The following is a 15,367-nucleotide window of genomic DNA, read 5'->3' as shown; positions in this document are numbered from 1 at the left end:
AACTTTTAAATCAATCCTTTAAATCTCTCGAACGGTCTTTTTTCATATTCTTGTCACCTTGATACTTTCTCCAGCCAACATAGGATAATGTCATGATAATAATGCTTCCTGTCGAAATAATAACCCACCAAATGTTTGGATCTGCCTCATCCTCTTCCATGTTAGAAAAGAGATTAACTAAGTCCGTATCAAGTTTTTCCAACTCCTGTTGGCTTTTAGAATCATTTACAACTTGGGAACGGTATTCATTAATAAAATCTATCCGTGCGTCTAGTCTTTGAACATTTTCTACAGACACATCAATTTTCATACTCGGATAGATCACGTTATACAAGGATAAAAAGGAATTAAAGTTTGAATGAAAGTGCCCTGAATCACCTTTAATTGCCGCATCTTTTGCTTGATGAAAAGCTGTCATTATTTGATCTTCCATTTCAATCCATAATGGTTGGTGACTTGTTGCAATGGCATCAATGACAAGACGAAATTTGACTAATTTATTTATTCGTTCCTCATATTTCATGTTGGAACTAACTGCTGCTTCCACTGCTTCATCATGGGAGGTATTAATTATTCTTACTTCATCCATTGTTAGCGACGGTTTATTACCAGTAATGCTTGTGAATTGATCCGAAAAATAATCAAGCAGTCTTTTAGCATCTTCATATCTATGAAACTTCACCATTTGGAGAGCTTCATCTGATATATCATCAAGCTTCTCCATAGGAGATTGTTGTTCTGCATTTACAGTTATGGGAGTAAGCATCATGATAATTGCAAAGAAAAAAAACCATTTGTTTCTCAATCCTTGTCCCCCCTTTCATTACTAATAAAATGTATGTAGGGGTGGACAAGGTTAGACCATCTGGGATTATTTTATTTCAAGTTTGTAACTTTTGGGACGAATTGAAAAATAATAGGCAAGTCCAATCGAAAGAATCGAAAGCCAGAAAGTAAAATAGCCAATTTGTGGTGTATAGCGATCAAGCATATGATAGCTTGGCAACATGAAAAAAACATAATCAATAACATCATTATGTAGTGTCCAAATAGCTGTTAGAATTAAATGCCGCCACTTAAATCTGTAAAATGGAGCATATAAAATACCTTGAACAGCCATTGCGAAATGGGACAAGATTAACATATAGCCAACCGCATCTAATTCTCCTTGAACAAAATAGACAAGGATATTCATGACTACTGCCCAGATTCCATATTTAAAGAGAGTAACAATTGCTAGCGCCTCTATTAAGGGCCAGTTTCTCCGTAATAGAAAGGCAACTAGAACAAAAACAAAAAATAAACTAGCCGTCGGGCTGTCAGGAACAAACAACAGAAAAATAGCAGGTGTCTCCTTTAGTTGCCACCCATACCAGTAGTACCCATAAATTGTTCCGGCAATATTAACAATCAATAACAGCTTCATTATCGATCGATTTGCCAAGAGAGGATAAATCCAACGCACAAAAACTCTCCTTTTATGTTTGTTTTTTTATCATGAAGAAAAAAGCTGACGATCTTTCGTCAGCTTTTTATCATTCGATTATTACTTACCAAGGTTTGCTATGAATTCGGAAAGTGTTTTGAGTTCCTCATCTGTACCTTTAAAGATACCAGGTGGCATTTTACCGCCTTTACCTTCTTTGGCAATCTTTGCAATATCTTCTGGTTTTAAGCCTGTACCGACTAGTGCGGGTGCACCAGCACCGCCTGAAAGGTTTTCACCATGACAAGTAATACATGTATTGGCACTAGCTATTTTATAGCCGGCACTTGATTTATCAATATCTACTTTTGCAACAATTTTACCTTGGCGTTCAGCAGCTGCCCAATCATGTGTCGCAACAGATTGCCAAGTTAAATATACGGTGGCAGCTAGTGCCAATAGCATAGCTGCAGTTGCAATCGGACGCTTCATTGGACGTCGTTCCGGACCAGAATCGAGGAACGGAGCTAATAATAACCCTCCAAAAGCAAGTCCTGGTATAATCATTGCTCCGATTACAGTGTATGGACCAGATGCAAATGTATATTTCAATAATTGATACAAGAACAAGAAATACCAGTCAGGTAATGGAATGTACCCAGTATCAGTTGGGTCCGCTATCCTTTCAAGCGGAGCCGGATGGGCTACTGTTAAACATAAAAAGCCGATAAGAAATACTGCTCCTACCATCCATTCTTTCAAAAGGAAGTTAGGCCAAAACGCCTCTGTTTTACCAGGGTATTCAGAGTAATCTTTCGGAATCATCTTTTTTCGTTCAGATGGTGCTAAAACACGTGAATCACCAACGAACTTTAAACCTTTACCGCGATGCATCGAGCAATCCCCCTCCTTTTTCCGTAGTTAATAGAAATAAACTGCGATTAGAATAAAACCGTTTTATAGTGGTCCGGAAATACCTTGTTTACGAATCATTAAGAAGTGAGCTCCCATTAGTCCAAGCAATACACCAGGCAGGAAGAATACATGAATTGCAAAGAAGCGGGTTAATGTTTGAGCACCAACAATGTGTTCATGACCAGCAAGTAAAACCTTAACTTGAGTACCGATGAATGGTGTCGCTTCGGCAATCTGCAGACCTACTTTAGTAGCGAATAACGCTTTCATATCCCAAGGTAATAGGTACCCTGTAAAACCTAAGCCAAGCATGACAAAGAAAATAAGTACCCCGACAACCCAGTTCAATTCACGAGGTTTTTTATAGGCGCCTTGGAAAAAGACGCGTAGAGTATGTAAAAACATCATTACAAGTACTAAACTTGCACCCCAGTGATGCATTCCACGTACAATTTGTCCAAAAGCAACTTCATTTTGAAGATAATAAACAGATTCCCATGCGTTTTTAATATCTGGTACATAGTACATGGTTAGAAACATACCAGAAAGAATTTGAATTACGGTTACGAAGAAAGTAAGACCTCCAAAGCAATATACAAACGCTGAAAAGTGGTGCGCTGGGTTAACATGCTCAGGTACTTCATGGTCTGCGATATCGCGCCACAAAGGCGTAATATCTAAACGTTCATCTACCCAGTCGTAAATTTTGTTTAACATAGTTACGCCTCCTTCCGTGGTTGAGCTTTACCGAGATAAAGATAACCATCTTTTTCCTTGAATGGATATACATCAAGTGGTGCTAATGGCGGTGTTCCTGGAATGTTTTGACCGTTTTTCTCGTAGCGGCCATAATGGCACGGACAGAAGAATTGACCTGGATGTTCCTTGTCAGTATTCCAGTTAACAGTACAACCCAAATGTTTACAAGTAGGCGAAAGGGCTACAATTTTCCCCGCATCATCCTTATAAACCCAGGCGATATTCGTTACTTCTGACTCATACCAGGCATCCTTTTGTTTAAAGGTAAAGTCAACTTTAACTGGATCTTTTGTTAAATCAGATACCTTTTGCTTTGTAGCAACAAAATCGCCGCCTTCTTCAGCCTTTAAAACAGGATCAACTGCAAATCTTACCATTGGCATTAGCATACCAGCCGCCATGAAGCCGCCTACCCCTGTTAGGGTGTAACTTAAAAATTGACGTCTTGAAACGCGTTGCTTACTCATGCTTATATCCCCCCCTCTATTCACGAAGTTAAGTCCATCGGACAATAATTTAACACATATAAAACTAGGACATAACAATGATATATCAATCTTCATGTTAGGTCAATATCATACTATTTTAAAAACATATATTATCGTTGGTTTTACTGATTTTCATGCCATTTTTGAGTAAAGAGCACTAAGAGCTGCTTAACTTGACTATCAATAACTCCTATTTTTTGCGAATCATTCAAATGCTCAAGCGGGATTGATGGAAGCCAAATTACCGTGCCATGTAGTTCTTTTTCCCGTGCTCTCCACTCTATTTCTGATGTTATGTAAAAAATATGTTTAAACTCCCCCTTTGCTAGGCTAGCCTCCCAATCCTTCAAATCACTTAAGGTACTTTCACCATTTTTGGAATTTAGATATGTAAATGGCGGGATTAATATTAATCTTCCCGTAAATTGCCTTTCTAAATACCCTGTTAATAAAGTGATAAACTCTGCTGCTGCCGCTGACTGCTTTATCTCCCCCCCTATGGAAACTGAAATTAACGGAACAACAGCTGTGTCCACATACTCTTTGGCATTCAAATACGTCTCAATATCTTGAGGTATCCACTTCATATCTTTGCACCAACCTTTAATTTCACTATTAATATAATATCATTTTCCACATTAACAATAAAAGATAAAGAGGAATATTTAGTAAAATTCTTATGTTAGAAAAAAACAAACAAAAGGAAGCTGCTCATCGCAAACTTCCTTTTTGTTCAGTCATTGTCAAATTATTTAATTTTTGTGTTAAGCTTTGGAATGCTTTGCGATCGTGTTTATCTAGTGCCTCGTCAATCAATTGAAGAATTTTCTCACGTTGAAAGTGTTCGATGCTGTGCTGCAATAATTGTTCTGCAACGATTCCATCCTTTTCATTTACTTGCAAATGTTTAGGAACGTATAAATTTTCTTCTAGAACAGCAGCATACTGGTGTGCCTGATTGGCAGCATGAAAGTTTAATTGGATAAAAATATCCTCGTCTCGATTTAAACGAATATCGTGAAAGGATTTTTCTGCGTCCGTCGTCATCACATTTTCTTTATAGAATCGAAACGGAACTTTATCCACACAATGTGTAGACATAATCAAACCTCTCGGACAATACTGTGCTTGCTCAACGAAATGAACCTTTTCCATCAGTTGATCGTGGCTCATAAGATAGTTGAGGATCCATACACATTCTCTTCTTTTTAATTGATAATGATTTAGAAACCAGCGAATAAAGTCCTTCTTCTCGTTGACAGAAACAGGGGTTGCCATGATAGTTTCCCTCCTCTGCAGAATCAGCTATTTTAATCTTTCAACCCTGTAAGACGTTCAAGTAAATCCAAATACTCGACGTTTGTTGGATCTTCATTAAGCAGTTGTTTAAAAATTTCGGCAGCGCGGTCGGTTTTTCCTTCTTCAATTAAAAAATAACCGTAATCATGTAAAAATGTTTCATTTCTCTTAAAAAAAGTATATGCACTTTCATATTTGTCTAATGCGTAAGAAAATTTTTCCAACTTATGAAAGCTAAGTGCAGAATCCCATAAAAGCTGGGGTTCTTCATCTTCCTTAATGTCAAGTTGAGCAATTAACTCAATGACATCCTCATATCTTTCTTGGAGGAAAAAGAGCTTATTTAATGTTAGTGCAGCTTCTGTAAATCCTGGATCAAGGGCAAGTGCATCACGAAAATATTTTTCTCCTTCCTCCACTTTTCCTAACTTGATGGCAATTTTCCCACCAAAGAAAAATAACTCTTTATTAAATTCATCTTGTTTTATGCCTTCTTGAATCGTGAGTAAACTATTCTCAAGCTCTTCCTCCCGTTCATAAGCTAACGCAAGATGTAAATAAAGTGAATGATATTCAGAATCTAGCGCTTTTAATTCAATGAATTTTTCTATAGCAGTTCGATTATATCCAGCCTGAAGAGCTGTAAAAGCGTATCCGAATAACGTGTTAATCTCTAATTTTTCATTAATTGCCTTCTCGTAATAAACCAAGGATTCCTCAAACATTCCAGATGCACTTAAAAGATCTGCAATCCGTTGGTCAATATTCACTCCAGCTATTTCATTTACCTCTTTTAAAACCTTTTCATACGCATCCATTGCCTTTGATATTTCACCTTGTTCACTGTAAAGTTCACCTAATGCAAAATCTATGATTACTTCATCAGGCAATATCGCCTTTGCCTTTAGAAGCTTTCGTTCACAAACTTCATATAAACCCTGAACTTGATAAAGATCGGCTAACAAGAGTAATGATTGTCCAAAATTTCCATCATGTTCTGATATCTTTTCAAGGACAAGTATCGCTTCTTCATCTTCCCCAGCCTCGACTAATATTTCACCTAGCAGAACAAGGAGCTCACCTTCCTCGGGGAATATCTCTAACAAATTTTCAACTAATGCCTTTGCCTCATCAAGGAAACCATATTGATACATTTCTTCTCCTAGAAGAAATTTCTCATCTGGCATTCCACTTTTTAATACAACATTATATTCATTTAAAGCATCATTATGTTGGCCGTTTTCTAACATGTTAATAATTTTATTTACTCTTTCCATTGACACTTACCTCTCGTTCTCCTAGATTGACAGAGAAAAATAAGATGGGGTTTGCACCCTAACATGTTCTCCATTACCAGGTTTAAATATCACGTTATCACCTGCACGTTGAACCGTTCCCTTGTGAACAGTCACTACGAGTCTATCACCATGATAATGAAATAAATTCACTTCATCAATATTCTTGATCTCATTTATTTTTGTGTATAGATTATAACTTACCTCAGTACCACTCATTAAACTAGCTTTTTGAGGGTATAAACCGATTTTATTTAATACAGTAATAGTCAATGGGTAATTTTCTTCTATTTCTTCGTATAGTGCAGGGATATTTTCTCTTTTCATGATACCTTTCCATTTCGACAAAACTGTCTTAACTTCCTTCTTCTGGACGGAAGAAATTATTGGAATTAAAGGACTGTTGAATGGAAACATGGCTTCTTTAATCCAGCCCCAAGGTATTTTTTCTAATTCATCAAAGTTTTGCAGGTCAACAAAAATAGCTGGTATTTTTTCCTTCTTACATTTCCTAATGAACGATTGTGTTATCAATCGAATCGGTACTCTTACCCCTATTAAATAGTCAATAGGACTACTTAATAGAGCCGTTTTTAGTTCGGTAATTTTAGTGGTTAATTCATTTTCATAGGAAACATTTACATAGGTAAATAAGGTGGTGCATCCTTTCAACATAAATTCCTTAATCAGACACCTTTTTAATTCTTGAAAGGGTTTAATTTGTGGGATACTTGAATTAAAAAGAACATATGACGGGGTCATGATAAATGGACCAGCATTCATTTTTATCAGTCTATAATGACTAAAATGCGAATCAATTTTAGCTATGCGATTTTTTTTAATTAATAGCGAACATGTTTTCAACTGCTTGTCTTTAAGGAGATTGGCATTTTCAATGATATACATCGTCCACCACCCTATTCATTTCTTTGCTACCTTTTACTTTATTTCCTTATGACAAGCTATGCGCAAAATTAATAAACTATGACATACTAACAAAATCAAATCATTTAAAAATAATGTTGGTTAAAGGTTACTGTTGATTTTATAGCCAAGTTGATTGGAGCGGAAGGCGCGAAGACTCCTGCGGGAGGACGGGGCAGGGGAGACCCCGCAGGCGCGCTTAGCGCCGAGGAGGCTCCCCGGACCGCCCGCGGAAAGCGAAGCGCCTGGAGTGGAAATCAACAGCCAAGTTTAACAGAACCAAAAATAAAAAAAAGCTGCATTAAAATGCAGCTTTACTTTATGAGACTGTTTAAATGAGCAAAGAAGTTAGGATAAGAAACTGAAATTGCTTCGGGATTCACTAGTTCTGCTTCATTCTCACATAGGAGTGCTGCTATTGCCAGCATCATCCCAATCCGATGATCGCCATGACTTGAAACCGTTCCACCGCTTAATACGGATTTCCCGTATATAATCATTCCATCTTCAGTCGCTTCGATTTTAGCACCTAATTTTTTCAACTCGTTAACCACTGTATCTATTCGATTTGTTTCCTTAACTTTTAATTCCTCAGCATCTTTAATAATGGTCGTCCCTTCAGCTTGTGTTGCTAAAAGGGCAATAATTGGTATTTCATCAATTAATTTTGGAATTAAATCACCTTCAATGACTGTACCTTTGAGACTGGATGTCTTTATAATGAGGTCACCAAATGGTTCAAAAGAGGTTTCCTCATTTTGAACAATCTCTAAGTCTGCGCCCATCTTTTTCATAACCTCGATAATGCCCGTTCTGGTAGGGTTTAGGCCAACATTTTTCAGAACAATTTCACTGTCAGGAATAACAGCACCAGCGACAAGAAAGAACGCTGCAGACGATATATCCCCAGGTACATGAATCGACGTTGCTGTCAGCTTTTGACCACCCTTAACCATAATATTTTGGTTATCCTTATGGATTTCTCCACCAAATTTTTTGATCATTCTTTCAGTATGGTCGCGAGTTTCCTCTGGCTCAATAATAATACTTTGTCCTTCTGCTTGCAGTCCCGCAAGGATAAGAGCAGATTTCACCTGTGCACTAGCAACTGGAAGGTGGTAGTTTACAGGTTTTAGCCCACCACCACGGATGGAAATCGGAGTGAAGGAACCATCTTTTCGCCCATCTATTCTTGCACCTATTTCTGATAATGGGTTCGTAACCCTGGTCATTGGCCTTTTTCCAATCGACTCATCGCCCACAAGAGATGAGAAAAATGGTCTTCCTGCCAAAATACCCATTAATAAACGGATCGTTGTTCCTGAATTACCAACATCCAGTACTTCAGTCGGTTCAGTTAATCCCTCAAAACCTTTTCCAATAATGCGAAGTTGATTATCAGATTCCTCAATAATAACTCCGAGTTTTCGAAAGCATGAAATTGTACTTAAGCAATCTTCTCCAGGCAAGAAATTAGTTACCTTGGTTTCACCATATGCGATCGAACCAAACATAACAGATCTATGCGAAATCGATTTATCCCCTGGAATTGTTATCTTACCATTTAAACCATTTATGTTAGTTTTAAGTTTTAATGACGTCATGAAAAATCACCTTTTATTCATATCATTTTAGGAACCAATAGATGTTGCATAGTTGGAATAACTGCCAATACAGCGTTCAGCATTTTGCCGATCCTCTTCGGTTTGAAAACTAATCACTAAGACTCCATTAATATCTTCTCGTGTTTCTAGAATCCGAATATTTGTAATGCTAATTTCTTCCTTTGCTAAATAGCCAGTAATTTCCGAAATCACACCCGGGTAATCTGGAATATCGACAAATAAATCATAAAATGCCGGAATCGCACCTTTTTCTTTCAGTGGCAAGCCATCACGAAATTGCTTTGCTTGCTGAAAATAGTCGTAAATTTCAGAACTATTTTCATTTTCAAGTAATGCTTTAACCCCATTCATTTCTTCTTGCCATTGATCGAGTAATTCAATTAAGATTTCACGGTTGTGCAGGAGAATATCCTTCCACATCTTTGGGCTGCTCGAAGCAATCCTAGTTATATCCCTAAATCCGCCAGCTGCTAGTCGTGGAATAAGACTTTCTGCTTCTGCTAGTTTTTCAGTTTGGCGAACAATAGAGGCAGCGATGATATGAGGGAAATGACTGACAATTCCAGTGAGATAATCATGGTTTTCTGGTGTAATAGTTAAAAACTTAGCATTGGTGCCATATAACCATGCTTTTAATAATTCTACCTTTTTATTTTCTACATGTTCTTGCGGTGTTAACAGGTAAAAGGCATTTTCAAATAATATTTCTTTGGCAGCAGATACACCACTTTTATGGGAACCGGCCATTGGATGCCCGCCAATAAAGGTGATTCCACGGTCCTTTAGGCTTTTGGCACTTCCGACAATCTTACTTTTTGTACTTCCTGTATCTGTCACGATTACCTCTGGATGGAGAGGGAGGCCCGCAAGGAACTGAATAATTTCCTCTGTTTCATTTACAGGTGCAGAAATAATAATTAAATTAGCGTTAATTGCACCACTGTAGATATCTTCAGCTATTTCATCAATGACTCCAAGCATTTTTGCAAGCCTTGCTTGTTCACTATTAATATCAAATCCTACAATAGTTACATCCTTATGCTCCTTTTTTATACAAAGGGCTAGAGAACCGCCAATTAATCCTAAGCCAATTACAAATACACGGCCTTTCAATGATAACTCCCCCTAAACAACAAAGCACTACTCTGTTTTACTAATAGCTAAGGATTCTCCAAGTGCTTTTAGGACACCGACATTTTGTTCATAGGAGCCTACTGTAATTCTAACACCGGTTGGAAAACCAAGAGCTTTTCCGGAACGGACGATATATCCTCTCTCCAATAAATGTTGGAAAACCTGATCCCCATCCATTTTACAATCGATTAAAATAAAGTTAGTTTGTGATGGATAAAAATCAAGTTCATTCTCACCACAGAATTGATAAAACTGTTCAAGCCCCTGCCTATTTTTTTCTTTACAGACTTTTATAAATTCCTGGTCCTTGATTGCTGCAGATGCTGCTAATTGACCTAAAGAATTAACATTAAACGGCTCCCTTGCAGGTTCAAGCGCTTTTATAATCGAGCGATTGGCAACCCCATATCCAATTCTCAAGGCAGCAAGTCCATATATTTTAGAAAAAGTTCTTAGGACAATTAAATTTTCATACTTACGAGCTAGGTTAACGGAATCATAGTAATCATCAGCAACAACATATTCAAAATAGGCTTCATCCAATACAACCAGAATATCTGATGGAACTTTTTCTAGAAAAGCGATTAATTTATTTTCTGGTATATATGTACCGGTAGGGTTATTAGGGCTGCATAGCCAAATAACATTGGTCTGTTCATCAATAGCTGCAAGCATTGCCTCTAAATCATGTTCTCCGTTTAGCAGCGGTATTTCCTTACTAACTGCCCCTTCAATAACAGCATTATGCTTATATTGTGAAAAGGTAGGTGTCGCCATAATTGAATTGGCGTTCGGATGTAAAAGTGCCCTTGAAATTATTTGGATAAGATTATCTGAACCATTACCAAATATTAATTCATCTTCGTCAACCTGTAAAAATGAAGCAAGTGTCTCTCTTAAATTTGTAGTGTACCCATCAGGGTAAATCGCTAAACTTGTTTGATTCGATTGAAGAGCGGTCAACACCTGTTCTGAACATCCAAAAGGATTTTCATTTGATGCTAGCTTAACAATTTGGTCGAGTTTATATTGCTTCTTTACTGCCTCTATTGATTTACCTGGTTGATAGGGAGTCAGTGTTAATAACTGCTCTTTCCATCTCATATTTATACACTCCATTCTTGTAGACGTATTCTATCTTTCAAAAAGATCCTCCCATTACGCTAAACTATTGCTTAGGTCGGGTCTAAGGACTTTAGCCCCTTTTAAGTATACATGGTTAATTTCTTCTTGAGATTGTGTTGTATTTACATGCATCATGATTCTAACACACATTTTCAAGGAATTTGGAACAGGCATTTCCTGCATGCACATGACAGGAACGTAAGTCCACCCCTCAAATTTACGCAATGCCTTTGCCGGGAATACCGCATTAATATCCTCTGTTGTTGAAATGAAAACAGATGCAACTAATTCAGGTTGGATATGGTTTTTCTCAATTATCTTCTCCAGCAGTTCTTCTGTGGCAGTAATAATTGCTTCCTCTGTGTTCTGATTAACTGTGATTGCTCCCCTCATCCCTCTTATCAAGACAAGACCCCCCTTTAAGAACTTTTTAACTCTTCAAATAAAACTGTTTCTGATATTTCCTTTAGGACTGGCTGACCCAATTGTTCGAGTAATACAAAACGAATCGAATGCAAAACAGATTTTTTATCCTGCTTCATTTTATTAATTAAATTTTCATGAGATAGATTTTCAGGTATTTTCGATGCATACCCAAGTCTTTCAATCCAGTTGGTGAATTCTTCTAAATCGAATGAAAGCCCTAGTAATTTTTTACTTACCTTTAATGCAAAAATCATCCCTACCATTACTGCTTCCCCATGAGTAAAATTCCCATAACCCATTTCTGATTCAATAGCATGACCTAACGTATGACCTAAATTCAAGTAAGCCCGAATTCCAGTTTCTTTTTCATCCTGACTAACGATTTTACCTTTTACCTTTATCCCTTTTATGAGGGATTCCGATAACAACTCCATAGGTAAGGTTTGAAGGTCTTCCACATTTTCTTTCAGCCAATCAAAAAAATCGGAATCATCAATAAGTGCATGTTTAATAACCTCTGCAAATCCCGAACGAATTTCATGAGCAGGAAGTGTTTTTAAAAATTCTAAATCATAAAAGACGGCTTCTGGCTGATGAAAGGCTCCTATCATATTTTTCCCGAGTGGATGATTGATCGCTACCTTTCCGCCAACAGCACTATCGTGAGCTAATATGGTTGTTGGGACTTGAATAAAAGGTATACCTCTCATAAAAGAGGCGGCAACAAATCCTGACAAATCTCCTACTGCACCACCGCCAAATGAAAGTATAACAGATTTGCGGTCAAGTCGGTTTTCAAGAGCAGTTGAAAGCGCAGAATAATAAACTTCAAAGGTTTTTGCCTTTTCGCCACTAGGGGCAGTAAAAATTACAGGATCAAACGATTTAAGCTCAAACAATAATTTTTCTAGGTGCATCTTAGCAACTGTTTCATCTGTAATAATTAATATTCTGGTTAGACCCTCAAAATGATTCTCTAAAAAAGGGCCAAGCTCCTTACTTACACCTTCCCCCACAAAGACATTATAGTTTTTTGACGCTGTTTGGATTTGAATGGTTTCCATTAAAACTCCCTCGCATATTCTCTCTGCCTTTTTATTTCAGTAGCAAAAGCATCAAAGCGGTCGCTGTAAAATTGTTCAATCAGGGCGTTTGCAAGTTCCCATGCAACAGCATTCTCTGCAACCACTGCAGCAGCAGGTACAGCACAACTGTCTGAACGTTCAACGCTCGCAGCAAATGGCTCCTTAGTATCAATATCTACGCTCATCAGTGGTTTATATAATGTGGGGATTGGTTTCATCACTCCTCTGACAACAATTGGCATGCCAGTCGTCATTCCACCTTCAAAGCCACCCAGTCTGTTGGTCTTGCGGTAATACCCTTTTTCTTGATCCCAAGCTATCTCATCATGGACTTCGCTTCCTGGTTTGCTAGCGGCCTCAAAACCAATGCCAATTTCTACACCCTTAAACGCATTTATACTCATAATGGCAGCGGCTAATTTCCCATCCAATTTACGATCATAGTGAACGTAGCTCCCAACTCCAGCTGGCATACCCTTAGCAATCACTTCCACGACTCCGCCGATTGAATCACCATTTTTCTTCGCTTCATCAATAGCAGCCATCATATCCTTTTCCACATTAGAGTCAGCACATCGAACAGGAGAATTTTCTGTCTTGTCCTTTAATGCCTCAAAAGAAAGAGAATTATCAGCATTAGCTTTTATTCCACCTATTTCAACGACATGTGAAACTAGTTCAACTCCTACCAATGATAAAAGTTTCTTGGCAACAGCACCTGCAGCGACTCTAACAGTTGTCTCACGGGCAGAAGAGCGTTCAAGGACATTTCTCATATCCCTATGTCCATATTTAATCGCACCATTTAAATCCGCATGACCAGGACGGGCACGAGTTACTTTACGTTTAACTTCATCCTCCTGGCCTTCATCTAGGGGCTCCGCTCCCATAATCTTCGTCCAATGCTTCCAGTCATTGTTTTGAACTACTAATGCTATTGGAGAGCCAAGAGTGTAGCCGTGACGGACTCCCGAAACGATTTGGGCTGTATCCTTTTCAATTTGCATTCTTCTTCCACGGCCATATCCTTTTTGGCGCCTGGATAATTCCTCATTTATATCTTCTAATAATAATGGCATTCCAGCAGGGAGGCCTTCTAATATTGTTGTTAATTGCGGCCCATGGGATTCTCCTGCTGTTAAGTATCTCAGTCCCATACTCTTTCCCCCTTCAACTCATTAAAGAATTTTTTTATCAATATACCATATAGCGCCCAATAAACATAGTATAACAATTCAGAAAATAAGGATTAAATTAATATAGAGAAATAAAAAGACACTTGTATAATAGCTATACAAGTGTCTCAATTTATTTAATTAGTATATCCATTCGTTAACTAGTTTATTGTATTCTACAACACCAGAATCTTTAAAAAACAAGCCAATTTCACGCTCTGCACTCACAGGTGAATCTGAGCCATGAATAACATTTTTACCAACAGTTAAACCAAAATCACCGCGAATAGTACCTGGTGCAGCATCTTTTGGATTGGTAGCACCCATCATTTGGCGGGCAGTAGCGATGACATTTTCACCTTGCCAGACCATTGCAAAAACAGGACCAGAAGTAATGAAATCTACTAATTCACCGAAGAAAGGACGCTCCTTGTGCTCACCATAATGTTCTTCAGCTAGTTCATTGGGAATGCTCATTAACTTTGCTCCAACCAATTGAAAGCCCTTTCTTTCAAAACGTGCGACGATTTCTCCAATTAAGTTACGCTGTACACCATCGGGCTTTACCATTAAAAATGTTTTTTCCATGAATTCCACTCCTAAAAATTAATTATTATGTATATTGATTGTATTTAAGAAACAATCCATGAAAAATATTATCATTTTTTCGAAAATTTAACAAGTTATTTAGAATTTTCGTTTCCCAATAACCTTTGCAATATCGTTTAGGGTTTTTTTTGCTTTATTCGCAGGTATCCCCTCTAATTCTGCTAAAGCTTTTTGTAAGTAAAGATCGCTTAGTGCGAATGATTTTTCGATTGCTCCTGATTGCTTAATTAACGAAATAATCTTTGTTATTTCATGAGCATCCATTTCCTCATTGACCTTTTCTATTTCATTACGGATTTCGTCATTTTCCATTGCGTAAAGAGCTGGGGCAGTAACATTCCCCTGCACTAGGTCTCCTCCAGCAGGCTTCCCAAGTTCCTTCTCAGTTGAGGTAAAGTCTAAAATATCATCAATTATTTGATAAGACATTCCGACGTAATACCCGAACCGATAAAGTTTTTTATGGATGGTTTCTTCCACCTCTGCAGCTATAGCTCCTAATTGGCAGCTAACTGCAATTAACAGGGCAGTTTTCCTCTTAATTCTGCGGAGATAATCTCGCAGATTTTGATTAAAGCGATATTTATCTTTAATTTGTTGAATTTCACCCTAATGACACTTCAACAATCGTATTGGCTAAAATTTTATGGGCTTCGGGATTTTCGATATTAGTCATCAATTCAATCGCAAGAGCAAAAACAAAGTCACCGGTATACATAGCAATTTTGTTATCCCATTTGGATTTCACCGTAGGCTGGCCACGGCGAAGATCAGCATCGTCTATCACATCATCATGGACAAGTGAAGCCATATGAATTAATTCAAGCGCAACAGCAACATTCTTCATCACATGGATATCATATTTACCAAATTTTCCTGCAAGCAAAACAAAAACAGGACGAATTCTTTTCCCGCCGGCTTGTAATGTATGCATAGAAGCCTGTCTAAGCAGAAGGGAATCTGCCTTTATAGTCTCTTCTAACTTTTTTTCAATCAAGTTAATATCCGAATTCAAAAATGAATACATCATTTTTAATTTCATTTGAATTCACCAGCTTTTCATCCTGTCTTCGAGTTCAATA

Annotated in this window: 16 protein-coding genes and 1 pseudogene; all 17 read right to left on the bottom strand. The window is 37.7% G+C overall.

The features are described 5' to 3' along the window. Positions 1–10: 10 nt before the first annotated feature. Positions 11–805, bottom strand: a complete 795-nt coding sequence (gene ypjB / locus QF028_RS05705) for a sporulation protein YpjB (RefSeq protein ID WP_429464474.1) — start codon at positions 803–805, stop codon at positions 11–13. A 66-nt stretch (positions 806–871) separates the two neighbouring features. Continuing rightward, complete coding sequence (locus tag QF028_RS05700) at positions 872–1,465, bottom strand: DUF1405 domain-containing protein (RefSeq protein WP_214997577.1); 594 nt, start codon at positions 1,463–1,465, stop codon at positions 872–874. Positions 1,466–1,546: 81 nt separating this feature from the next. Further along, positions 1,547–2,320 (bottom strand): menaquinol-cytochrome c reductase cytochrome b/c subunit, encoded by a 774-nt coding sequence (locus QF028_RS05695; RefSeq protein ID WP_214997576.1) that lies wholly within the window; start codon positions 2,318–2,320, stop codon positions 1,547–1,549. A 63-nt stretch (positions 2,321–2,383) separates the two neighbouring features. After that, positions 2,384–3,058 carry a menaquinol-cytochrome c reductase cytochrome b subunit gene (gene qcrB / locus QF028_RS05690; protein ID WP_214997575.1) on the bottom strand — a complete coding sequence of 225 codons (675 nt, stop codon included), beginning with the start codon at positions 3,056–3,058 and terminating at the stop codon, positions 2,384–2,386. A gap of 2 nt (positions 3,059–3,060) precedes the next feature. Further along, positions 3,061–3,567: a ubiquinol-cytochrome c reductase iron-sulfur subunit gene (locus QF028_RS05685; RefSeq protein ID WP_251033374.1), complete on the bottom strand. Its 507-nt coding sequence runs from the start codon at positions 3,565–3,567 to the stop codon at positions 3,061–3,063. Positions 3,568–3,710: 143 nt separating this feature from the next. Further along, the gene (locus QF028_RS05680; protein ID WP_429464473.1) at positions 3,711–4,175 is read right to left on the bottom strand and encodes a YpiF family protein; all 465 of its coding nucleotides are present in this window, start codon (positions 4,173–4,175) and stop codon (positions 3,711–3,713) included. Positions 4,176–4,299: 124 nt separating this feature from the next. Continuing rightward, a complete protein-coding gene (locus tag QF028_RS05675) occupies positions 4,300–4,866 on the bottom strand; it encodes a ReoY family proteolytic degradation factor (protein WP_214997573.1) in 567 nt (188 codons plus the stop codon). Between the two features lie 32 nt (positions 4,867–4,898). Then, a complete protein-coding gene (locus QF028_RS05670) occupies positions 4,899–6,164 on the bottom strand; it encodes a tetratricopeptide repeat protein (RefSeq protein WP_429464472.1) in 1,266 nt (421 codons plus the stop codon). A gap of 21 nt (positions 6,165–6,185) precedes the next feature. Then, positions 6,186–7,088, bottom strand: coding sequence for a hypothetical protein (locus QF028_RS05665; protein WP_429464471.1), 903 nt, complete (start codon positions 7,086–7,088; stop codon positions 6,186–6,188). Between the two features lie 332 nt (positions 7,089–7,420). Further along, complete coding sequence (gene aroA, locus QF028_RS05660) at positions 7,421–8,710, bottom strand: 3-phosphoshikimate 1-carboxyvinyltransferase (protein WP_429464470.1); 1,290 nt, start codon at positions 8,708–8,710, stop codon at positions 7,421–7,423. A gap of 27 nt (positions 8,711–8,737) precedes the next feature. Beyond that, the gene (locus QF028_RS05655; protein WP_429464469.1) at positions 8,738–9,844 is read right to left on the bottom strand and encodes a prephenate dehydrogenase; all 1,107 of its coding nucleotides are present in this window, start codon (positions 9,842–9,844) and stop codon (positions 8,738–8,740) included. A 27-nt stretch (positions 9,845–9,871) separates the two neighbouring features. Further along, positions 9,872–10,969, bottom strand: coding sequence for a histidinol-phosphate transaminase (hisC, locus tag QF028_RS05650; protein ID WP_429464468.1), 1,098 nt, complete (start codon positions 10,967–10,969; stop codon positions 9,872–9,874). A gap of 54 nt (positions 10,970–11,023) precedes the next feature. Continuing rightward, the gene (aroH, locus tag QF028_RS05645) at positions 11,024–11,395 is read right to left on the bottom strand and encodes a chorismate mutase (RefSeq protein ID WP_429464467.1); all 372 of its coding nucleotides are present in this window, start codon (positions 11,393–11,395) and stop codon (positions 11,024–11,026) included. 14 nt (positions 11,396–11,409) lie between these two features. Further along, on the bottom strand, positions 11,410–12,480 hold the full coding sequence (gene aroB, locus QF028_RS05640) for a 3-dehydroquinate synthase (protein WP_429464466.1): 1,071 nt from the start codon (positions 12,478–12,480) through the stop codon (positions 11,410–11,412). Beyond that, positions 12,480–13,652, bottom strand: coding sequence for a chorismate synthase (gene aroC / locus QF028_RS05635; protein ID WP_429472192.1), 1,173 nt, complete (start codon positions 13,650–13,652; stop codon positions 12,480–12,482). Before aroC ends, aroB begins: the two co-directional genes overlap by 1 nt. Before the next feature lie 165 nt (positions 13,653–13,817). Then, the gene (gene ndk, locus QF028_RS05630) at positions 13,818–14,264 is read right to left on the bottom strand and encodes a nucleoside-diphosphate kinase (RefSeq protein ID WP_214997565.1); all 447 of its coding nucleotides are present in this window, start codon (positions 14,262–14,264) and stop codon (positions 13,818–13,820) included. A 99-nt stretch (positions 14,265–14,363) separates the two neighbouring features. Continuing rightward, positions 14,364–15,327, bottom strand: a pseudogene (hepT, locus tag QF028_RS05625) (heptaprenyl diphosphate synthase component II). Between the last annotated feature and the right edge of the window lie 40 nt (positions 15,328–15,367).

The organism is Neobacillus sp. B4I6 (assembly GCF_050434045.1).
GTDB lineage: Bacteria > Bacillota > Bacilli > Bacillales > Cytobacillaceae > Neobacillus.
This window is presented reverse-complemented; position numbering and strand designations above follow the sequence as displayed.

Excerpts from the sequence above, each read along its gene's own strand:
- QF028_RS05695 (WP_214997576.1), bottom strand. The coding sequence starts at position 2,320 with ATGCATCGCGGTAAAGGTTTAAAGTTCGTTGGTGATTCACGTGTTTTA.
- qcrB (WP_214997575.1), bottom strand. The coding sequence starts at position 3,058 with ATGTTAAACAAAATTTACGACTGGGTAGATGAACGTTTAGATATTACG.
- QF028_RS05685 (WP_251033374.1), bottom strand. The coding sequence starts at position 3,567 with ATGAGTAAGCAACGCGTTTCAAGACGTCAATTTTTAAGTTACACCCTA.
- QF028_RS05680 (WP_429464473.1), bottom strand. The coding sequence starts at position 4,175 with ATGAAGTGGATACCTCAAGATATTGAGACGTATTTGAATGCCAAAGAG.
- QF028_RS05675 (WP_214997573.1), bottom strand. The coding sequence starts at position 4,866 with ATGGCAACCCCTGTTTCTGTCAACGAGAAGAAGGACTTTATTCGCTGG.
- QF028_RS05670 (WP_429464472.1), bottom strand. The coding sequence starts at position 6,164 with ATGGAAAGAGTAAATAAAATTATTAACATGTTAGAAAACGGCCAACAT.
- QF028_RS05665 (WP_429464471.1), bottom strand. The coding sequence starts at position 7,088 with ATGTATATCATTGAAAATGCCAATCTCCTTAAAGACAAGCAGTTGAAA.
- aroA (WP_429464470.1), bottom strand. The coding sequence starts at position 8,710 with ATGACGTCATTAAAACTTAAAACTAACATAAATGGTTTAAATGGTAAG.
- hisC (WP_429464468.1), bottom strand. The coding sequence starts at position 10,969 with ATGAGATGGAAAGAGCAGTTATTAACACTGACTCCCTATCAACCAGGT.
- aroB (WP_429464466.1), bottom strand. The coding sequence starts at position 12,480 with ATGGAAACCATTCAAATCCAAACAGCGTCAAAAAACTATAATGTCTTT.
- ndk (WP_214997565.1), bottom strand. The coding sequence starts at position 14,264 with ATGGAAAAAACATTTTTAATGGTAAAGCCCGATGGTGTACAGCGTAAC.